This window comes from Brachybacterium sp. FME24, assembly GCF_014897705.1.
Lineage (GTDB): Bacteria > Actinomycetota > Actinomycetes > Actinomycetales > Dermabacteraceae > Brachybacterium.
In genome coordinates, this window is record NZ_JABUXV010000001.1 from 298,586 (window position 1) to 319,535 (window position 20,950).

The 20,950-nt window shown below is 66.3% G+C and carries 14 protein-coding genes; 1 reads left to right on the forward strand and 13 read right to left on the reverse strand.

What is annotated here, in order from left to right; all coding sequences use genetic code 11:
• Positions 1-11 precede the first annotated feature (11 nt).
• The 4 genes from rpsJ to ngcE form a co-directional block, all read right to left on the reverse strand.
• Positions 12-320 carry a 30S ribosomal protein S10 gene (rpsJ, locus tag INT51_RS01440; RefSeq protein ID WP_015776378.1) on the reverse strand — a complete coding sequence of 103 codons (309 nt, stop codon included), beginning with the start codon at positions 318-320 and terminating at the stop codon, positions 12-14.
• A 367-nt stretch (positions 321-687) separates the two neighbouring features.
• Positions 688-1,650, reverse strand: a complete 963-nt coding sequence (locus INT51_RS01445; RefSeq protein WP_193103409.1) for a carbohydrate ABC transporter permease — start codon at positions 1,648-1,650, stop codon at positions 688-690.
• Positions 1,647-2,681, reverse strand: coding sequence for a carbohydrate ABC transporter permease (locus INT51_RS01450; protein ID WP_226831811.1), 1,035 nt, complete (start codon positions 2,679-2,681; stop codon positions 1,647-1,649). Before INT51_RS01450 ends, INT51_RS01445 begins: the two co-directional genes overlap by 4 nt.
• Complete coding sequence (gene ngcE, locus INT51_RS01455) at positions 2,678-4,126, reverse strand: N-acetylglucosamine/diacetylchitobiose ABC transporter substrate-binding protein (protein WP_193103410.1); 1,449 nt, start codon at positions 4,124-4,126, stop codon at positions 2,678-2,680. Before ngcE ends, INT51_RS01450 begins: the two co-directional genes overlap by 4 nt.
• A 353-nt stretch (positions 4,127-4,479) precedes the next feature.
• Here ngcE and INT51_RS22040 point away from each other — a divergent pair, with 353 nt between their 5' ends.
• Entirely contained in the window at positions 4,480-5,358 is an 879-nt protein-coding gene (locus INT51_RS22040) for a general stress protein (RefSeq protein WP_226831812.1), read from the forward strand.
• Between the two features lie 216 nt (positions 5,359-5,574).
• Here INT51_RS22040 and tuf read toward each other — a convergent pair whose 3' ends face one another.
• The 9 genes from tuf to rplL form a co-directional block, all read right to left on the reverse strand.
• Positions 5,575-6,762: an elongation factor Tu gene (gene tuf / locus INT51_RS01465; RefSeq protein WP_193103411.1), complete on the reverse strand. Its 1,188-nt coding sequence runs from the start codon at positions 6,760-6,762 to the stop codon at positions 5,575-5,577.
• Positions 6,763-6,889: 127 nt separating this feature from the next.
• Entirely contained in the window at positions 6,890-9,037 is a 2,148-nt protein-coding gene (gene fusA / locus INT51_RS01470; RefSeq protein WP_193103412.1) for an elongation factor G, read from the reverse strand.
• A gap of 87 nt (positions 9,038-9,124) precedes the next feature.
• The gene (gene rpsG / locus INT51_RS01475; protein WP_193103413.1) at positions 9,125-9,595 is read right to left on the reverse strand and encodes a 30S ribosomal protein S7; all 471 of its coding nucleotides are present in this window, start codon (positions 9,593-9,595) and stop codon (positions 9,125-9,127) included.
• Positions 9,595-9,969: a 30S ribosomal protein S12 gene (gene rpsL / locus INT51_RS01480; RefSeq protein ID WP_193103414.1), complete on the reverse strand. Its 375-nt coding sequence runs from the start codon at positions 9,967-9,969 to the stop codon at positions 9,595-9,597. The genes rpsG and rpsL overlap by 1 nt, the downstream gene beginning before the upstream one ends.
• A 521-nt stretch (positions 9,970-10,490) precedes the next feature.
• Positions 10,491-11,756 (reverse strand): resuscitation-promoting factor, encoded by a 1,266-nt coding sequence (locus INT51_RS22605; protein ID WP_304502042.1) that lies wholly within the window; start codon positions 11,754-11,756, stop codon positions 10,491-10,493.
• Positions 11,757-12,138: 382 nt separating this feature from the next.
• Positions 12,139-16,023, reverse strand: coding sequence for a DNA-directed RNA polymerase subunit beta' (locus tag INT51_RS01490; protein WP_193103415.1), 3,885 nt, complete (start codon positions 16,021-16,023; stop codon positions 12,139-12,141).
• 115 nt (positions 16,024-16,138) lie between these two features.
• Positions 16,139-19,627: a DNA-directed RNA polymerase subunit beta gene (gene rpoB, locus INT51_RS01495; RefSeq protein WP_193103416.1), complete on the reverse strand. Its 3,489-nt coding sequence runs from the start codon at positions 19,625-19,627 to the stop codon at positions 16,139-16,141.
• Positions 19,628-20,254: 627 nt separating this feature from the next.
• Complete coding sequence (locus INT51_RS01500; protein ID WP_193103417.1) at positions 20,255-20,422, reverse strand: hypothetical protein; 168 nt, start codon at positions 20,420-20,422, stop codon at positions 20,255-20,257.
• Between the two features lie 137 nt (positions 20,423-20,559).
• A complete protein-coding gene (gene rplL / locus INT51_RS01505) occupies positions 20,560-20,946 on the reverse strand; it encodes a 50S ribosomal protein L7/L12 (protein WP_193103418.1) in 387 nt (128 codons plus the stop codon).
• Between the last annotated feature and the right edge of the window lie 4 nt (positions 20,947-20,950).

Genomic DNA, 20,950 nt, shown 5'->3' on the forward strand with positions numbered 1-20,950 from the left:
GTCCACCTGCCTCAGAGCTTGATCTCGATATTGACATCCGCCGGCAGATCGAGACGCATGAGCGAGTCCACGGCCTTGGGCGTGGGATCGACGATGTCGATCAGTCGCTTGTGCGTGCGCATCTCGAAGTGCTCACGGGAGTCCTTGTACTTGTGCGGCGACCGGATGACGCAGAACACGTTCTTCTCGGTCGGCAGCGGCACCGGGCCCACAACAGTCGCGCCAGCGCTGGTGACCGTGTCGACGATCTTGCGCGCCGAGCTGTCGATCACCTCGTGGTCGTACGACTTGAGCCGGATGCGGATCTTCTGTCCCGCCATGGCGTCCTGTCTCTCTTTCGTCTGACATGGATACACCCGATCCCGGTACCCGAGGACGGGCGTGTCGGCCTATGTGGGGCACACGAGCCCAACAAACGGCCGCCGAGTATCGGCTGCTTCTGCGTAAATTCCCTCGTACGATGCGCAATCGATGCCGTAGGCATGGTTCGCATCCTCGGGTTGGACCTCATCCGGTGATCATTCGCCGGGGTACTGGACCCACGGAGAACGGAACCGGGCATGTCGGCCCGTGCAGACAACTAGAACAGTTTGCCAGACGGTTCATGCCCCCACAAGGGGACGTCAGGTGCACCCGGTCACAGATCACACCCAGGCAGGGTGCGCCGGGGCCGCGGCGGCGTCCGGGTCACTTGTTCGTGCTCGGACCCACGCCGCCCTGCAGCTGCCGCTGGAAGATCACGTACACCACGATCACGGGGATCACGGTGATCACCACGGAGGCGAACATGCCACCCCAGTCGACCTGGTACCCCTGCTGCGCCTGCAGGTTCACCAGTCCCTGGGCGAGAACGTAGTTGCCACGCTCCGTGTTCAGCACCAGCGGCAGGAGGTACTGGTTCCACATCCCCAGGAAGTTGAAGATCGCCACGGAGGCCAGTCCCGGCTTCGCCATCGGCAGCATGACATGGAAGAAGGTGCGGAAGTCTCCGGCTCCGTCGATCTCCGCGGCCTCGCTGATCTCGTCCGGCAGGCCCGCGAAGAACGAGTGCAGGAAGAACACCGTGAAGGGGAGCGCGAAGGCGACATAGGACAGGGTCACCCCGATCAGGCCCAGGCGGCCTTCGAGCAGTCCCATGTTCCGCAGGACGAAGAACAGGGGGACCACGGCGAGGAAGATGGGGAAGGTCAGCCCGGCGACCATCCCGAAGTAGATGGCGCGGTTCCCGGGGAATCGGAACCGGGCGAGGATGTAGGCGCACATCGCGCCCAGCAGCATCACGATGACGAGGCCGGAGCCGACCACGATCAGGGTGTTGAGGAAGTAGTCCCCGATCCTGGCCTCGGACCAGGCCCGGGTGTAGTTCTCGAGCTGCGGGGTCGCGGGAAGACCGAAGGGATCGGTGAGGATCTCCTGCGACGTCTTGAAGGAGGTGTAGATCGTCCACAGCAGCGGGAGGATCACCAGCAGCGCCCAGATGCTGAGGATGACGTGGTGGAGAGTCGCGTATCCGGCGCCGTCGGTGTTGCGCCCGCTCGGCCCTCTGCGGCTCTTCCGAGCGCTGCCCCGCGGGCCGTTCGCCCTCTTCCCGGTCCCGGCGCCGCTCCGGGGGAACGGGGCGTCCTGGGCGGTCGTATCGGTCGTGCTCATCGTTCGTCCTTCCGCGGCCTGCCCACTCCGATGACCACGACGGCCACCAGCATCGTCACCAGGGCCATGATCACGCCCATCGCGCTGGCCTCGCCGAATCGGCCGTTCTGGAACGCGGTCTGGTACAGGTGGAGCGACACCACTTTGGTGCTGTTGGCAGTGCCGCCGTTGGGGGTCATCACGGAGATGAAGGTGAAGGCGTCCAGCGCGAAGATCCCGATGTACACCACGGCGGTGGAGATGTTGTCGCGAACCATCGGGGCGACGACCTGGACGGCGCTGCGCAGGCGGCCGGCGCCGTCGATGCGGGCGGCTTCGAGCACCTCCTGCGGGATCGACTTGATCGAGGCGACGAAGAGCACCATGTAGAAGCCGACGAATGTCCAGATCATCGCGAAGGCGACCGCCGCCAGAGCCACGCGCTGGTCGCCGAGCCAGGCGTTATGGACCTCGGGCACCGGCCCCAGCCCGAGCAGGCCCAGCGCCCCGTTGAGCACCGCCACCACGAGATTGAGGAACCCGTTCAGCAGGCCACCACCGGGATGGTAGACGAAGTTGAACAGGATGCCGGTGATGACCGCCGGGACCGCATACGGGAAGAAGCTGATCACACGGTAGAACCCTGCGCCCCGGACGCCCCGCACGCCGCCGTGGGTGCTGCCGCCGATGGTGACCATGATCGCGAGCGCGAACGACAGACTGATCGTGATCGTGGGCAGGGCGATCAGGAGGATCAGATTATTGCGCAGAGACTTCCAGAAGACCGCGTCGCCGAGGATGCGCTCGTAGTTGGACAGTCCGATGAAGTCCATCGACGGGCTGAGCCCGGACCAGTTCGTCATCGAGTAGTAGAAGGACTGCAGGAACGGCGAGATGACGAACATCAGATACACCGCGAGCGGAACCCCCAGGAACAGGAGGAAGAACAGCATCCGCTCGACCGTGGGACGACGCCGACGGCGGCGGCGCCCGACCGGATGGGTCGCCGCCGCCGCCTCGCCCTGTCCGACGTAGGTGTCGGATGAGGTCATGAACCAGCCTCGAACTTCTCGATCGAGTCATCCTCCCGGACGGCGTCGATCATGGCCTGCTCCTGCTCGCGCAGCGTCGCGGCATCGATGTCGCCCTTGAGGAAGCTCGTCCAGTTGGTGATGGACGAGTCGCCGAGGTTGTACCAGTCGGAGAAGTTGTAGGTGAAGGTGTTCTCGCCGGCCGCCGTGATCATCGCGTTCACCGAGGCGAGCGCGGTGGAGCCGAAGCCGTCCTCGGGCACGGTGTCCTTGATGACCGACGGGGCCTTGGTGAGCTCCGCGAAGTTCTGGGCCTGCTCCTTGGAGAGCATGACCCGCAGGAACTCGGCGCCACCGGCGGGATTCTCGCCACCCGAGGGCACGAAGTACTGCTCCGCGGCGGTGCCGTGGAAGGCCTCGTGGGGCAGGGCAGCATCCGGAAGCGATGGGACCGGTGCCCCGGTCATGGCGTACCCCTCGGGCGTGACGTCGGCCTGCTCGTTCTCGATCCAGGACCCGGAGGGATAGAAGACCGACGTGCCCTGGACCCAGTTGGTCTGCGCATCGGTGTGCTTGATGCCCTCGCCGCCGGGCTCGAAGTACCCGGCCTCGACGGCGGCGGCCATCGCGTCGTACGCCTGGACGACGGCGTCCTGCTCGAAGGCGCCCTCCTCGAGGCTGTCGATCTTCGTGAGGACGTCGGCGCCACCGAGCTTCGCTGCCATCGAGAGGGCGAACTCCTGGTAGTAGTTCGAGGCGTTCTGGCCGCCGTAGGAGAACAGGTAGCGTCCCTCGCCCTTCACGGTCTCGCCCAGAGCCATGAGATCCTCCCAGGTCTGCGGGACATCCCAGCCCTTCTCCTCGAACTCCTTGGCGGAGTACCAGAGGGCGAAGACGGTGTAGACGTAGTTCATGCCCAGGAAGGTGCCGTCGAACATGCCCGGCGAGGTCACACCCGGCAGCAGGTTCTCCTCGACGGTGCCCTCGGCGTCGACCATCGGGGCGGCCAGCAGGTCACCGAGGTCAGCGAGCTGATCGATCAGCCCGGCGATGGACAGCTTCTGCGCGCCGGAGTTGTCGAAGACGTCGGGCGGAGTGCCACCGGCGAACTGCGGCTGCAGGTCGGGCTGGATGTTCACCGTGGCCTGCACGTCGACCTCGGCCTCCGGGTAGAGCTCCTCATACTTGGTACCGGCATCCTCCGCGTACTGGGTACCGTACCCACCGTCGAAGATCACGGCCTGGAGCGGCAGGCTTCCGTCCACGCCCAGAGGGTTCTCCTCGGTGACCTCGCCCTCGCCGGTGACGGAGCCACCACCTTCCGTCTCCTCGTCCCCTCCTCCGCCGCCACCGGCGCAGGCGGCGAGCATCGAGGCACCGGCACCGGCGCCCGCAAGGGCCAGGAAGTGTCGGCGGGAAGCGCCGATCCGTTCGAGCGGAGTCATGTCATCAGCGGGAGTGACCATCGGGTCCTCTTTCGTCATCTTTGTCGAAAAGGTCTTGTCAGCACTGAAGTCGTCGCCCGACGACTGCTGATCGATACCTTACGTGGTCCACGCCATAAAATCGGAGACATGCCTGCGTCCGCACATCACGTCTCGGTAACCGGCGATCCCGCGGCCCGGCGCCACCCTTCGTACCAGGTCAGCCCGACCTGGCCGCCCGCCGCTGTCTGTCCTCCGTGCCCGGCCATCCCGGTCAGCCCGGCATCACGACGACCGCCGAGAATATGCGTGATGCAGGGTTCCGGCAGGAAGCATTCACGCTTCATCCTGCCTGCACCCAGCGCATTGTTGGGCTGCTCGATTACGGTGGGCCTATGACCCAGCCACCGCAAGCCTCCTCTCCCCTCACCGCGCGCCTGTACGACTTGGAGTATCCGCGCTCCCTCGGGGTCTACAGCACGTACCAGGAGGTCCAGACTGTCGTGGACACTCTCGCGGACAGCCATTTCCCGGTGCAGAGCACACTGATCGTCGGCACCGACCTCAAGCTCATGGAGCGGGTCACCGGCCGAAAGACCTGGGGGCGGGTCATCGGCAAGGGTGTGGTCTCGGGACTGTGGATGGGGCTCTTCCTCGGCCTGCTGCTGACGCTCATCACGCCCGGCAACCTCATGATCGTGGTGACCAGTGTCTTGCTGGGAATGGTGTTCTTCACCGTCTCGGCGGTGATCGGGTACGCGATGACCGGTGGGAAGCGCGACTTCACCTCGATGACCGCCACGATCCCCATGCAGTACGAGCTGCTGGTCGAGCACAAGCACGCCGACCAGGCTCGCCGCCTCCTCGCGGAGACGGGCGCCGCGCCGGTGCCCGCACCCGTGCCCCCCGCCACCTCCCTGCCCGGGCACGGCGGCGCCTCCCCGTACGACGGCGGCCTCGGGCACTCCCCGTCAACCGGCCCGCAGCAGCAGTTCGGGCAGCGGCCCAGCGCGCCGAACTCCCCGTCCCAGCCGCTGACCTCCCCGCACTCCGCCGCACCGTCGCCTGCTCCGCAGCAGGGGCGTCCGTCCTACGGACAGCCGGCGCCGACCTCGGCGTGGCAGGAGAGCCCCGACCGCGGTCAGCCCCGCAGTGGTCGTCCGACGTTCGGGCAGCCGGCCGCGACGCCCACGTCCGCGAGCCGTGGCGAGGATTCGCGCCCCCATGACGACAGCTCCGAGACTCCTCGAGATCCCGACGCCGGCGGCCGCTGACCCGTAGCAGCTCGGCGCACGCAGCCCTCGTCCCGGTGCTGGGGACGGGGGCTGCTTCTGTCGTGGTCCGCTGCGGCGTGCCGCCGTAAGCCTCCCGCACGCTGCGTCGTGGAGGCAGCAAGAAGGCCCCACCCCGGCGAACCCGGGGCGGGGCCTTCTCGTGGTCAACGTCCGAACAGCGAACGCCTCACCGCTGCGGGGTCTCCCCCGCTCAGATCACTTGGTGATCGTGGTGACGCGGCCGGAGCCCACGGTGCGGCCACCCTCACGGATGGCGAAGCCGAGGCCCACCTCCATGGCGATCGGCTGGATGAGCTCGACCGTCATCTCGGTGTTGTCGCCGGGCATGACCATCTCGGTGCCCTCGGGCAGCGTGATGACGCCGGTGACGTCGGTGGTCCGGAAGTAGAACTGCGGACGGTAGTTCGAGTAGAACGGGTTGTGACGCCCGCCCTCATCCTTGGACAGGATGTAGACCTGCGCCTCGAAGTTCGTGTGCGGGGTGATGGTTCCCGGCTTCGCCACGACCTGGCCGCGCTCGACGTCCTCGCGCTTGGTGCCACGGAGCAGGAGGCCGCAGTTCTCGCCGGCCCATGCCTCGTCCATCTGCTTGTGGAACATCTCGATACCGGTGACGATCGTCTTCTGCGCCTTGCGGATACCGAGGATCTCGACCTCGGAGTTGATCGAGAGCTTGCCGCGGTCGACCTTGCCGGTGACGACGGTGCCACGACCCTGGATCGTGAAGACGTCCTCGATCGGCATGAGGAAGGCCTGATCGAGATCGCGGACCGGGTCCGGGATGGACGCGTCGACCGCATCCATCAGCTCTGCGACCTTCTCGACCCACTTCTCGTCACCCTCGAGTGCCTTGAGCGCGGAGACCTGGATGACAGGTGCGTCCTCGTCGTAGCCCTGGGCGGCCAGCATCTCGCGGACCTCCATCTCGACGAGCTCGAGGATCTCTTCGTCCTCGACCATGTCGGACTTGTTGAGCGCGGCGAGCAGGTAGGGGACGCCGACCTGCTTGGCGAGCAGCACGTGCTCACGGGTCTGAGCCATCGGGCCATCGGTGGCGGCGACCACGAGGATCGCACCATCCATCTGAGCGGCGCCGGTGATCATGTTCTTGACGTAGTCGGCGTGGCCGGGGGCGTCGACGTGCGCATAGTGACGCTTATCGGTCTCGTACTCGATGTGCGAGACGTTGATCGTGATGCCGCGCTGCTTCTCTTCGGGCGCGTTATCGATCGTGTCGAAGTCACGCGCCTGGTTCAGGTCCGGGAACTTGTCGTACAGGACCTTGGAGATTGCGGCGCTCAGCGTCGTCTTGCCATGGTCGACGTGACCGATGGTGCCGATGTTGACGTGCGGCTTGGTCCGCTCGAACTTGGCCTTGGCCATGATGGTGTCCTCCTAGGACTTCTAATCGTGGTATTTCTGGATCGGGATCGGATCCCACCGCGGACGGTGGTGGTCCGACGGAAGCGCGGGGAACGAGGAGAAGGAGCCTACCTGGTCCCCCGCGTTCTCACTCGCCCCGGGTCTTCGCGATGACCTCTTCAGCGATGCTGGAGGGGACCTCCGCGTAGCTGTCGAACTGCATCGTGTACATCGCACGACCCTGGGTCTTGGACCGCAGGTCGCCGACGTACCCGAACATTTCCGACAGCGGGACGAGAGCACGGACGATCTTGACCCCGCTCGCGTCCTCCATCGACTGCACCTGCCCGCGTCGCGAGTTCAGGTCGCCGATGACATCTCCCATGTAGTCCTCCGGCGTGCGGACCTCGACATCCATGAGGGGCTCCAGGAGAACCGGCTGCGCCTTGCGCAGAGCCTCCTTGGCCGCCATGGAGCCGGCGATCTTGAAGGCCATCTCCGAGGAGTCGACATCGTGGTACGCGCCGTCCAGCAGCGCGACCTTGACGTTCACGACCGGGTACCCGGCGATGATGCCGGACTGGAGAGCGGACTGGATGCCCGCGTCCACGCTCGGGATGTACTCGCGCGGGATACGACCGCCGGTGACCTTGTTCTCGAACTCGTAGAACACACCGTCTTCGGCATCCACGAGGGGGCCGAAGGTGAGCTGGATCTTCGCGAACTGGCCGGAGCCACCGGTCTGCTTCTTGTGGGTGAAGTCGTACTTCTCCACCACGCGCTTGATGGTCTCGCGGTAGGCGACCTGGGGCTTGCCGATGTTGGCCTCGACGTTGAACTCGCGACGCATACGGTCCACGAGGATATCGAGGTGCAGCTCGCCCATGCCCTTGATGACGGTCTGGCCGGTCTCCTCGTCGAACTCCACCTGGAAGGTCGGATCTTCCTTGGCGAGCTTCTGGATGGCCACACCCAGCTTTTCCTGGTCACTCTTGGTCTTGGGCTCGATGGCCACCGAGATGACCGGCTCCGGGAAGCTCATGGACTCCAGCTGGACGGGGTTCGCCGGATCGGCGAGCGTATCGCCCGTGGTGGTGTCCTTGAGGCCGATGAAGGCGTAGATGTGGCCTGCGAAGGCCTCCTCCACCGGGTTCTCCTTGTTGGAGTGCATCTGGAACAGCTTCCCGACGCGCTCCTTCCTGCCGGTGGTGGTGTTCAGGATCTGATCGCCCTGCTTGACCTGACCGGAGTACACGCGCACGTAGGTCAGCGACCCGAAGAACGCGTGTGCCGCCACCTTGAAGGCGAGGGCCGAGAAGGGCTCGTCCCACTCGGGCCTGCGCACGATCTCGGTGCTCTCATCGCCCGGCTTGTGACCCACCATCGGGGGCACGTCGAGCGGGGAGGGCAGGTAGTCGATGACGCCGTCGAGCATGAGCTGGACGCCCTTGTTCTTGAACGCGGTACCGCAGAAGACCGGGTAAGCCTGCGAGTTGACCGTGAGCGAGCGAATACCGGCCTTGAGCTCGTCGCGCGTGATCTCGACCTCGTCGAGGTACTTCTCCATGAGCTCCTCGGAGCTCTCGGCGACGTCCTCGAGCAGCTTCGCGCGGTACTCGTCGACGGTGTCCTGCAGCTCGGCGGGGATCGGGATCTCCCGCTGCCACTGGCCCAGCGACGGATCGCCCTTCTTCGAGTTGATCGCCGGCATGTCCTCCTCGAGGATGCTGGGCCAGTCGTAGGCCTTCATCTCGACGAGGTCGACGATGCCGTCGAAGTCGTTCTCCGCACCGATCGGGATCTGCATGACCAGCGGCTTGGCACCGAGGCGGTCGGAGATGGTCTTGACGGTGAAGAAGAAGTCCGCGCCCAGCTTGTCCATCTTGTTGACGAAGCAGATGCGGGGAACGTCGTACTTGTCGGCCTGGCGCCAGACGGTCTCCGACTGGGGCTCCACGCCCTCCTTGCCGTCGAACACCGCGACGGCACCGTCGAGCACGCGGAGCGAACGCTCCACCTCGACCGTGAAGTCGACGTGCCCGGGGGTGTCGATGATGTTGATCTGGTTGTCGTGCCAGTAGCAGGTCGTCGCGGCGGACGTGATCGTGATGCCGCGCTCCTTCTCCTGCTCCATCCAGTCCATCGTGCCGGCGCCGTCGTGGGTCTCGCCCATCTTGTAGTTCACGCCGGTGTAGAAGAGGATGCGCTCGGTGGTGGTGGTCTTGCCAGCATCGATGTGAGCCATGATGCCGATATTGCGGACCTTGTTCAGGTCGCTGAGCACTGCGAGTGCCACGGGCTGTGCCTTTCTGGAGAACGGAAGCTGGTCGACCGCCGAAGGGCAGTCGGTGGGGCGCACCCGCGATGGGCGGCCCCACCGGACTCACCAGCGGTAGTGCGCGAAGGCCCGGTTGGACTCGGCCATCTTGTGGGTGTCCTCGCGGCGCTTCACAGCGGCGCCGAGGCCGTTCGAGGCGTCGAGGATCTCGTTCATCAGACGCTCGGTCATGGTGTTCTCGCGGCGTGCGCGCGAGTAGCTGACCAGCCAGCGCAGCGCCAGCGTGGTGGCGCGGCCGGGCTTGACCTCGATCGGAACCTGGTAGGTTGCGCCGCCGACGCGGCGGGAGCGGACCTCGAGGCTCGGACGGATGTTGTCCAGAGCCTTCTTCAGGGTGACGACCGGATCCTGGCTGTTCTTCTCGCGAGCGCCCTCGAGGGCGCCGTAGACGATCCCTTCGGCGACGGTCTTCTTACCGTCGAGGAGGATCTTGTTGATCAGCTGGGTGACGATCGGCGATCCGAAGACCGGATCGACGACGAGGTGACGCTTGGGAGCGGGGCCCTTACGAGGCATTACTTCTTCTCCTTCTTGGCGCCGTACAGCGAACGAGCCTGCTTGCGGCCCTTCACCGACTGGGTATCGAGCGCACCACGAACGATCTTGTAGCGCACACCGGGCAGGTCCTTCACACGACCGCCGCGGACGAGCACGATGGAGTGCTCCTGGAGGTTGTGGCCCTCGCCGGGGATGTAAGCGCTGACCTCGATGCCGGTCGACAGGCGCACGCGAGCGATCTTGCGCAGCGCCGAGTTCGGCTTCTTGGGGGTCTGGGTGTACACGCGCGTGCAGACGCCGCGGCGCTGGGGCGAACCCTTGAGCGCGGGCGTCTTCGAGGAGCTGGACCTGGCGTCCCGCCCCTTGCGCACCAACTGCTGAATTGTGGGCACAGTTTCTCTTCCTGTTCAGCCTTCGGAGCTGTTGGCACCGAAGGATCAACTTCTTCGACCGCTCTCGCAGCCGGCGACCCGATACACCGTCCCCATGGCCCGGGGATAGTCGGCGGATCGACCCGCCCGTCAGGTGATGGCACCTGCCGGGCGTCCAGGAGGACCGTGATCGGTGCCCATGGCACGCGACCGGGCATGGTCGTCGTGTCCATATTTGGGCACACCGCAAGGATCCGCTCCTCGCGGGGGACTTCGTCCGCGGCCGCCCCGAAGGGTTTTCGCGGATCTCGTCCCGGGTCACGACCAGAGGGCACTCCGGACGCATAGGCAGTCTACTGACGGCCGTGGTATGTGGTCAAAGCTTCTTCGGGGTTCCGACGCAGATCACATGCCGGATTTCCTCGACCACCCGGCATCAGAACGGCACGAGCGCGCTGCGGGATTCGCAGCGCGCTCGTGCCGTACTCAGGGACTGCAGGTCAGGAGCGATTTCGCGGCGCTCCCAACCGACTCTGCGTCGGTCAGCGGATTCCCAGCTGCGACGTGCAGGAGGGCCACGCGCCCCAGCCCTGACCGGCCTGGACCTTCTTGGCGACGACGATCTGCTGCTCGCGCGTGGCCTGGTGAGCCACGGGAGCGTAGTCACCGCCTCCGAAAGCGAGCCAGGTCGACTTCGTGAACTGCAGGCCGCCGGAGAAGCCGTTGCCGGTGTTGATCGACCAGTCGCCGCCGGACTCGCACTGGGCGAGCCGGTCCCACACGGAACCCCCTGAGACGGACGGGGCGGAAGCTCCGGAGTTGCCGGAGGAGGAACGCTCAGAGCTGCGGGAGGACGTGCTGCCGGAGCGTGAGTCGTCCGAGCTCTTCGTCTCCGATTCCTTCTTCTCCGGCTGCGCCTCGGGCTCGGCCTCGGTCTCGGTCTCGGGTTCGGGCTCCGGCTCGGGCTTCGGCTCAGGCTTCGGCTTGGTGCCCTTGGTGATGACCTCTGCGACGGGCTTGGTGACGACCTCCTCCGAGACCAGTTCGGACTCGGTGACCTCGCCGTCGACGGTCTTCTCGGCGAAGACCTTCTCCGTCGAGCCCTTCTCGCCCTCGGTCGTCGTCTTGGTGGTGCCCTCGAGCAGTTCATCGTCCTTGACCGTCTTGGTCTCGAACGGGATCTCCTCGGTCTCGGTGCGCTCAGCCTCGCGGACGCGCTGGATCGTGATGGTGGCACCATCTTCGAGCACCGAGTCGCGGGGGACGTCGGCGGTGTCGGTGTCTTCGATGTCGCCCAGGAGCTTCGTCATCGCCTCGTCGACCGTCAGCGCGGCGATCTCGAAGGTGTCCTGACCCTGCTGGCCCTTGAAGGTGACGGTCTTGCGGGTGACGATGTCGATCTGCGCGGTCTCGGCGGACAGCTCGGTCTCGGGCGCCGGGCTCACGCGGGCGCCCTCCGCCTCGTAGTCGACGTCCTCGAGAGCATCGGCGACGGTGTCACCGGTGGCGAGCACCTCCTGCTCCTGGCCGTCGACCGACACGGTGATCGGGGTGCGCTGGATGATCTGGATCTCGATGCCATCGGTGACCTGTGCGGCCAGATCCGGCACCACCATGTCGGTGTCCTTGACCTCGATGCCCTGCGCTTCGAGCAGCTCGGCGACGGTGGGGCTGAAGGTGCGCACCATCGACTGCTCGCCGTACACGCTCACGGCAGCCTCGTTGGACATGGCGAACGCGGTGCCGCCACCGCCCAGGCCGACGACGCACACGGTTGCTGCCGCGACGATCCACGGGGTCTTCTTCACTGTTCCACCTGTTCTTCGGCCACCGGACGGCGAGCCATCGTTCCCTGAGCACGGATGCCCCGGAGTCGGGGCCAGCTGTTCCGATACGAGCGCGCATTCGGTGACGAAGCGCAGCGGGGAGAGTCGCACGGGAACTGCCGTCACCCATCGTTTCGTCGTTCCATCCCGGCGGGAAGGGGAACGACCAGACCTTTGGCTAGTGACCAAGAGGCCTTTACCCTCACGTGAACATCGACGTCCGACAGATCACCCCGAGCGGCAGCGCCGACCACTCCCCCGTGGTCCAGTTCACGACGAGGGGCGGCCCCACCGTGTCGGTGGGACCGCCCCTCGTGGATCACGCCTCGCAGGCCCTTGGGCCGGTCGGCGTCACCTCAGCGACTCAGCGGAAGTCCGTGCGGAACGGATCGGCGTAGTCGATGTCATCCAGGTTGACCGCACCGGTCTGACCGAAGCCGGAGAAGTCCAGCTCGTCATACCCGGGCACCTGGTACATCTGCGCCTTGGCCTCCTCGGTGGGCTCGATCGCGATGCGGCGGAACCTCGACAGACCCGTGCCGGCCGGGATGAGCTTACCGATGATGACGTTCTCCTTGAGCCCCATGAGCTGATCGCTCTTGCGGTTCAGGGCGGCCTCGGTGAGCACGCGGGTGGTCTCCTGGAAGGAGGCCGCCGACAGCCACGAGTCGGTCGCGAGGGACGCCTTCGTGATGCCCATCAGCTCCGGACGACCCGAGGCCGGCTGACCGCCCTCGGACAGGACACGACGGTTCTCCCGCTCGAACGCCACCCGCTCGGCGAAGTCGCCGGGCAGCAGATCGGTGTCACCGGACTCGATGATCGTCACGCGGCGCAGCATCTGACGCACGATGACCTCGATGTGCTTGGCGTGGATGTCCACACCCTGGCTGATGTACACCTTCTGCACCTCGTCGACCAGGTGCTGCTGCACCGTGCGGGGGCCGAGGATGCGCAGGACCTGCTTCGGGTCCACCGAGCCCTGGGTGAGCTGCTGGCCGACGCCGATGTGGTCGCCATCGGCGATCAGCAGCGTCACGCGCTTGGACACCGTGTAGACGACCGGCTCGGAGCCGTCGTCAGGGGTCACAGTGATCCGACGCTGCTTGTCGTTCTCCTCGATCTCCGCGCGGCCGGCGAACTCCGAGATCGGCGCGAAGCCGGCCGGGGTACGGGCCTCGAAGAGCTCCTGGATACGGGGCAGACCGTGCGTGATATCGCCATCAGCGCTGGCCACACCACCGGAGTGGAAGGTACGCATGGTCAGCTGCGTGCCGGGCTCACCGATGGACTGGGCCGCGACGATGCCGACGGCCTCGCCGATATCGACCAGCTGGCCGGTCGCGAGCGAACGGCCGTAGCACTGGGCACAGGTACCCACTGCGGAGTCGCAGGTCAGCACGGAGCGGATCTTGACCTTCTGCACACCGGCCTCGACGAGCTGCTCGATGAGCACATCGCCCACCTCGGAACCGGCCGGAGCCGCCTCCGAGCCGTCGGCGCCGATGGCCGCGGTGGCCAGGACGCGCCCGTACACAGTGGACTCGGCGTGCTCGTGGGGACGAAGCACACCGGCTTCCTCGACCGCGATCGGGAGCGTCAGGCCCTTGGTGGTGCCGCAGTTGTCCTCGCGGACGATGACGTCCTGCGAGACATCGACCAGACGACGGGTCAGGTATCCCGACTGAGCGGTCTTCAGCGCGGTGTCCGCCAGGCCCTTGCGGGAGCCGTGCGACGCGATGAAGTACTCCAGGACCGAGAGCCCCTCCTTGTAGTTGGAGAGGATCGGGCGCGGGATGATCTCGCCCTTCGGGTTGTTCACCAGACCACGCATACCGGCGATCTGACGGACCTGCATCCAGTTGCCTCGAGCGCCCGAGTCCACCATCCGGTAGATGGTGTTGGTGGAGTCGAAGTTCTCCCGCATGGCCTGGTCGACCTCGTTGGTCGCCTCGGTCCAGATGTCGATGAGCTCCATGTTGCGCTCGGCCTCGGAGACCAGACCGAGGTCGCGGTTCTCCTGGACCTGGGCGGCCTTCGCCTCGTACTTGGCGATGATCTCCGGCTTGCCGGGAGGGGTGACCACGTCGGACAGTGCGAAGGAGGCACCCGAGCGGGTGGACCACGAGAAGCCGTAGGTCTTCAGGGAGTCCAGCGACGCGGCGACCTGACCCTTGTCGTAGCGCTCGGCGAGGGTGTTGACGATCGCGCCGAGACGCTTCTTGCCGACCTGGCCCTGCACGAACGGGAAGTCCACCGGAAGCGTCTCGTTGAAGTAGACGGCGCCCAGGGCGGTGGTGAGGATGATCGGGTCACCCTCGGTCCAGCCCTCCGGTGCGACCCAGTCGCTCGGCGGCACGATGTCCGTGAACCGGATGTTGACCGGGGCATTCAGGTGCAGCTCGCCACGGTCGTGCGCCATGATGGCTTCCGCCTCGGAGGCGAAGGAGCGGCCGACGCCGACGACGTCCTCGCGAGTCGTCGTGAGGTGGTACAGACCGATGATCATGTCCTGGGCGGGCATGGTCACGGGGCGACCGTCGGACGGCTTGAGGATGTTGTTGCTCGACAGCATCAGGATGCGGGCCTCGGCCTGCGCCTCTGCGGACAGCGGCAGGTGCACAGCCATCTGGTCGCCGTCGAAGTCCGCGTTGAACGCGGCGCACACGAGCGGGTGCAGGTGGATGGCCTTGCCCTCGACCAGCTGCGGTTCGAACGCCTGGATGCCCAGACGGTGCAGGGTGGGTGCACGGTTCAGCAGCACCGGGTGCTCCGTGATGACCTCTTCGAGGACGTCCCACACCTCGGGGCGTGCCCGCTCGACCATCCGCTTGGCGGCCTTGACGTTCTGGGCGTGCGAGAGCTCGACCAGGCGCTTCATGACGAAGGGCTTGAAGAGCTCGAGCGCCATGCCCTTGGGCAGGCCGCACTGGTGCAGACGCAGCTGCGGGCCGTTGACGATCACGGAGCGGGCAGAGTAGTCCACGCGCTTGCCGAGCAGGTTCTGACGGAAACGACCCTGCTTGCCCTTGAGCATGTCCGACAGCGACTTCAGCGGGCGGTTGCCCGGTCCGGTGACCGGACGGCCGCGACGACCGTTGTCGAAGAGCGAGTCGACCGACTCCTGCAGCATGCGCTTCTCGTTGTTCACGATGATCTCGGGAGCACCGAGATCCAGCAGCCGCTTGAGGCGGTTGTTGCGGTTGATCACGCGGCGGTACAGGTCGTTGAGATCGGAGGTCGCGAAGCGGCCACCGTCCAGCTGCACCATCGGACGCAGGTCCGGTGGGATGACCGGGACAGCTTCCAGGACCATTCCGGCAGGCGAGTTGGTGGTCGAGCGGAACGCCGAGACCACCTTCAGGCGCTTGAGGGCGCGGGCCTTCTTCTGGCCCTTGCCGGTGGCGATGATCTCGCGCAGCGTGATGGCTTCGGCCTCGAGGTCGAAGTCCAGCAGACGGCGCTGGATCGCCTCGGCGCCCATCCCGCCCTCGAAGTACGTGCCGTAGCGCAGCTTCATCGCGCGGTAGAGCTGCTCATCGCCCTCGAGGTCAGCGACCTTGAGCGACTTGAAGCGATCCCACACGCGGGTGACGCGCTCGATCTCGGCGTCGTACTTCTTGCGGACCTGGGCCTGCTCGCGCTCGGAGGAGTCGCGGACCTTGCGCTTCGCGTCGGCCTTGGCACCCTCCTCCTCGAGCTGGGCGAGGTCCTTCTCCGCGGAGACCGCACGCTGGTTGATGGCGGCGTCGCGCTCGTTGCCGAGCTCCTTGGTCTCCAGGTCGAAACGCGCCTGCAGATCGGGCATGTCCTCGTGGCGGGCCTGCTCATCGACCGCGGTGACCATGTACGCGGCGAAGTAGATGATCTTCTCGAGATCCTTCGGCGCGAGGTCCAGGAGGTAGCCGAGGCGGCTCGGGACGCCCTTGAAGTACCAGATGTGGGTGACGGGAGCGGCGAGCTCCACGTGACCCATGCGCTCGCGACGCACGGAGGACTTGGTGACCTCCACGCCGCAGCGCTCGCAGACGATGCCCTTGAAGCGCACGCGCTTGTACTTGCCGCAGTAGCACTCCCAGTCCCGGGTGGGGCCGAAGATGCGCTCGCAGAAGAGGCCGTCCATCTCGGGCTTGAGGGTGCGGTAGTTGATGGTCTCCGGCTTCTTGACCTCGCCGTGGGACCAGCCGCGGATGTCGTCGGCGGTGGCGAGGCCGATGCGCAGCTCGTCGAAGGTATTGACGTCGATCACAGGTGTCCTTCTCTCGATCGGAAGAGTGGTGTCTGAGGGAACGGGGGTCGAGGGCGGGGCTCAGGGTGAGGGGAGCAGCGGCTGGCTGCTCCCGTCACTCCCGAGCCCGCGTCACTCAGACCTCTTCGATGGAGCCGACGCCCTCGTGGGGTCGGCGGGACAGGTCGATGCCGAGCTCCTCCGCGGCGCGGAAGACCTCCTCATCGCTCTCCCGAACTTCCTGGGCGGTGCCGTCGGCGGAGAGGACCTCGACGTTCAGGCACAGCGACTGCATCTCCTTGAGGAGCACGCGGAAGGACTCCGGAATGCCCGGCTCCGGGATGTTCTCGCCCTTGACGATCGCCTCGTAGACCTTCACTCGGCCGGCGATGTCATCGGACTTGATGGTCAACAGCTCCTGCAGGGCGTAGGCGGCGCCGTAGGCCTCCAGGGCCCACACCTCCATCTCGCCGAAGCGCTGGCCGCCGAACTGGGCCTTACCGCCCAGGGGCTGCTGCGTGATCATCGAGTACGGGCCGGTCGAGCGGGCGTGCAGCTTGTCGTCCACCAGGTGGTGGAGCTTCAGGATGTACATGTAGCCCACGGAGATCGGCTCCGGGAACGGCTCGCCGGAGCGGCCGTCGAACAGCTGCGCCTTGCCGTTCTCCTTGACCATCCGCACACCATCGCGGTTGGGGCGGTGGTTGGCGATCAGACCGGTGACCTCCTCGGCGGACAGGCCGTCGAAGACCGGCACGGCCACGGGGGTGCCGGGCTCGCCGTGCAGGGCGGGCTCGGGCAGCTCGGCGGCGTTGGGGTCCTTGGGATCGAGGTCCCAGCCGGCCTTGGCGACCCACCCGAGGTGGGTCTCCATGACCTGACCGATGTTCATACGACCGGGCACGCCCATGGGGTTCAGGATGATGTCGACCGGGGTGCCGTCCTCCAGGAACGGCATGTCCTCGACCGGCAGGATCTTCGCGATGACGCCCTTGTTGCCGTGACGGCCGGCAAGCTTGTCACCGTCGGTGATCTTGCGCTTCTGAGCCACGTAGATGCGGACCATGTCGTTCACACCGGTGGGGAGGATGTCGCCATCCTCGTCGTCGGTGAACACGCGCACACCGATGACGGTGCCGGTCTCGCCGTGGGGGACGCGCAGCGAGGTGTCGCGCACCTCGCGGGCCTTCTCCCCGAAGATCGCGCGCAGCAGGCGCTCCTCCGGGGTCAGCTCGGTCTCGCCCTTCGGGGTGACCTTGCCGACCAGGATGTCTCCCGGCTCGACCTCGGCGCCGATGCGGATAATGCCGCGCTCGTCGAGGTCCGCGAGCACGTCGTCGCCGACGTTCGGGATGTCCCGGGTGATCTCTTCCTTGCCCAGCTTCGTGTCGCGGGCGTCGACCTCGTGCTCCTCGATGTGGATCGAGGTGAGGACGTCGTCCTGGACCATGCGCGAGGACAGGATGATGCCGTCCTCGTAGTTGTGGCCCTCCCAGGACATGAACGCGACCAGCAGGTTCTTGCCCATGGAGAGCTCGCCCTGGTCGGTGGAGGGGCCATCGGCCAGGATCGAGCCGGCCTCGACGCGGTCGCCCTCGTCGAACACGACGCGCTGGTTGTAAGAGTTGCCGGCGTTGGAGCGCTGGAACTTCCCGATCGGGTACGTCTGACGGGTGCCGTCGTCGGCCATCACCACGATGAGGTCGGCGGACAGCTCCTCGATGACACCTGCCTTCTCGGAGACGACCACGTCGCCCGCGTCGACCGCCGCACGGCGCTCCATGCCGGTGCCGACGAGCGGCATCTCGGCCTTGAGCAGCGGCACGGCCTGGCGCTGCATGTTCGAGCCCATGAGCGCACGGTTGGCGTCATCGTGCTCGAGGAAGGGGATCATCGCGGTGGCGACGGAGACCATCTGACGTGCGGAGACGTCCATGTAATCGACGTCGGCCGCGTCGACCAGGTCGGGCTCGCCGCCGGTCAGGCGCACCAGCACCTGCTCCTCGACGAAGCGGCCGTCATCGCCGATCTTCGCGTTGGCCTGGGCGATGATGTGACGGTCCTCGTCGTCCGCGGTGAGGTAGACGATCTCGTCGGTGACCAGACCCTTGTTCACCTTGCGGTACGGCGTCTCGATGAAGCCGAAGGGGTTGATCCGGGCGAAGGTCGCCAGCGAACCGATCAGACCGATGTTCGGACCCTCAGGGGTCTCGATCGGGCACATGCGGCCGTAGTGCGACGGGTGGACGTCACGGACCTCCATGCCGGCGCGGTCACGGGACAGACCGCCCGGGCCCAGCGCCGAGAGACGACGCTTGTGGGTCAGGCCCGACAGCGGGTTGTTCTGGTCCATGAACTGCGAGAGCTGGGAGGTTCCGAAGAACTCCTTGATCGCAGCGGTGACCGGACGGATGTTGATCAGCGTCAGCGGGGTGATCGCCTCGACGTCCTGCGTGGTCATGCGCTCGCGGACGACGCGCTCCATGCGAGACAGGCCGGTGCGGACCTGGTTCTGGATCAGCTCGCCCACGGCGCGGATGCGACGGTTGCCGAAGTGATCGATGTCGTCGGTCTCCACGCGGACGGACTTGCCGTCCTTGCTGGTGTACTCGGAGACGCCGTCATGCAGCGCGACGATGTACTTGATCGAGGCGACGATGTCCTCGAGGCGGAGCGTCGACTCGGAGAGGCTGCCCTCGAGACCGAGCTTCTTGTCGATCTTGTAGCGGCCGACCTTCGCGAGGTCATAGCGCTTGGCGTTGAAGTACAGATTCTTCAGCATGGCCTCGCCCGCATCGCGCGTGGGCGGCTCGCCCGGACGCTGCTTGCGGTAGATGTCCATGAGCGCCTCGTCCTGCGAGGAGATGCGGTCCTTCTCGAGCGTGGAGCGCATCGATTCGAACTCGCCGAACTCCTCGAGGATGTCCGAGTGGGACAGGCCCAGGGCCTGGAGCAGGGTCGTGACCGACTGCTTGCGCTTGCGGTCGATGCGCACACCGACCTGATCGCGCTTGTCGACCTCGAACTCGAGCCAGGCGCCGCGCGAGGGGATGACCTTCGTGCTGAAGATGCGCTTGTCGCTGGTCTTGTCGATGCTCTCCTCGAAGTACACACCCGGGGAGCGGACCAGCTGGGAGACGACGACACGCTCGGTGCCGTTGATGATGAACGTGCCCTTGTCGGTCATGAGCGGGAACTCGCCCATGAAGACCGTCTGGGTCTTGATCTCACCGGTCTCGTTGTTCATGAACTCCGCGATGACGTACAGCGGAGCCGAGTAGGTGAGGTCCTTCTCCTTGGACTCCTCGACCGTGTACTTCGGGTCGTCGAAGGTGTGGTCCCGGAAGGACAGCGACATGTTGCCGGCGAAGTCCTCGATCGGAGAGATCTCTTCGAGGATGTCGGCAAGACCGGAGGTCTGCGGGACATCCTCGTGGCCGGCGGCAGCGGCCTCGTCAGCACGCTCCTTCCAGAGGTGATTGCCCAGCAGCCAGTCGAACGAAGTGGTCTGCAGACTGAGCAGATCCGGAACGTCGATAGGGTCGCCGAGCTTCGCGAAGGTAACTCGCGGAGAAGCGGTGCGAAGTGCGATGTCGGTGGTGCGATCGGTGCTCGAGGCAGCCAAGGGGGGTCCTTCCACAGGCCGATGACGGAATCCCAGGCGCGGCGAACACCCGTCAAGGCAGTGGAGCAGGCAAAAGTCTGTCAGACAGCAGAACCCACGGGCGACGCGCAGCGCAAGGACAGAGCATACATAAATACGCGGATGGACACAAGAGCCGCGACGCGACCGGTCCATCCGCGTCGGCCGATATATGCCTGGCGCGGAATTCCGTCGGTGCTTCCTGCCCGTCTGGCTCGACCGGACCTCGCGAGCTCAGCTCAGCGGGACACATGCGGCAGGAACAGCTCCGTACGGCAGACAGAATGAAGGCAAATCCGCCCGGAGTCAAGCACGCGCAGGCTTCTTCGGGGTGTCGCGGCACGTCGCAGCCATATCCGGGTCAGATGTGCGCGGGCGCGAGAGGCCAGGGCTCGGCCTCTGCGCGCCTCGCTTCGGGACTCTCGAGCCGGATCTCCCGACGCTCGCCACTCCCCCACGACCGCCGCACGCGCCGCCGCACGCCGGCGACCACACGGGGCCACACGCCGGATCGAGATCCCGTGCCGCAGCGCGGCCCACCGTGGCGCGCGTCACCGAGCACCCGGCGGCCCAGGATGCTGCGGAGTGCCGCTCCGTCCGGTCTCCCGCTCAGCGCCGTCGGCGCAGCGCGATCAGCACGCCGCCGCCCTGCGCGTCGACGAGGGAGTCCGTGACCTCATAGCTCTCGTCGGCGTCGTGGTGCCACCCGGGATCTTGCCGCCCCTCGCGCAGCCCGACCACCGTGACCGGCTTCGAGGACGTCGTCTCCGGGGCCATCGCGCCCGTCACGAGCGCCGCAGGTTGCGAGAGCCTCGGCGCACAGCAGAAGGGCCGCCCCGCGGATGCGGGACGGCCCTTCCGACGACAGGTCGACTGCCATCAGGTGCAGCGCTCGCCGGAGCGAGCGCCGGGGATCACTTGACGGTGACGGTCGCGCCGGCCTCTTCGAGCTTGATCTTGGCGGTCTCGGCGTCATCCTTCTTGATGGCCTCGAGGACGGCCTTGGGGGCCTCGTCGACGAGCGCCTTGGCCTCCTTCAGTCCGAGGGAGGTCAGGGCGCGCACCTCCTTGATGACGGCGATCTTGGCGCTACCGGCGGATTCGAGAACGACGTCGAACTCGTCCTTCTCCTCTTCCTCCTCGGCCTCGCCACCGCCGGCCGCGCCGGCAGCGGCGGCGGCCACGGGAGCAGCTGCGGTGACGTCGAAGACGTCCTCGAACTGCTTCACGAACTCAGAGAGCTCGATGAGCGACATTTCCTTGAAAGCTTCGATGAGCTCGTCGTTGCTGAGCTTCGCCATGGTG

Bases quoted from the DNA above. Each gene is read 5' to 3' on its own strand.
- INT51_RS01450 (WP_226831811.1), bottom strand. From the start codon at position 2,681: ATGACCTCATCCGACACCTACGTCGGACAGGGCGAGGCGGCGGCGGCG.
- INT51_RS01445 (WP_193103409.1), bottom strand. From the start codon at position 1,650: ATGAGCACGACCGATACGACCGCCCAGGACGCCCCGTTCCCCCGGAGC.
- rplL (WP_193103418.1), bottom strand. From the start codon at position 20,946: ATGGCGAAGCTCAGCAACGACGAGCTCATCGAAGCTTTCAAGGAAATG.
- rpsG (WP_193103413.1), bottom strand. From the start codon at position 9,595: ATGCCTCGTAAGGGCCCCGCTCCCAAGCGTCACCTCGTCGTCGATCCG.
- rpsJ (WP_015776378.1), bottom strand. From the start codon at position 320: ATGGCGGGACAGAAGATCCGCATCCGGCTCAAGTCGTACGACCACGAG.
- ngcE (WP_193103410.1), bottom strand. From the start codon at position 4,126: ATGGTCACTCCCGCTGATGACATGACTCCGCTCGAACGGATCGGCGCT.
- INT51_RS22040 (WP_226831812.1), top strand. From the start codon at position 4,480: ATGACCCAGCCACCGCAAGCCTCCTCTCCCCTCACCGCGCGCCTGTAC.
- tuf (WP_193103411.1), bottom strand. From the start codon at position 6,762: ATGGCCAAGGCCAAGTTCGAGCGGACCAAGCCGCACGTCAACATCGGC.
- INT51_RS01500 (WP_193103417.1), bottom strand. From the start codon at position 20,422: ATGGCCCCGGAGACGACGTCCTCGAAGCCGGTCACGGTGGTCGGGCTG.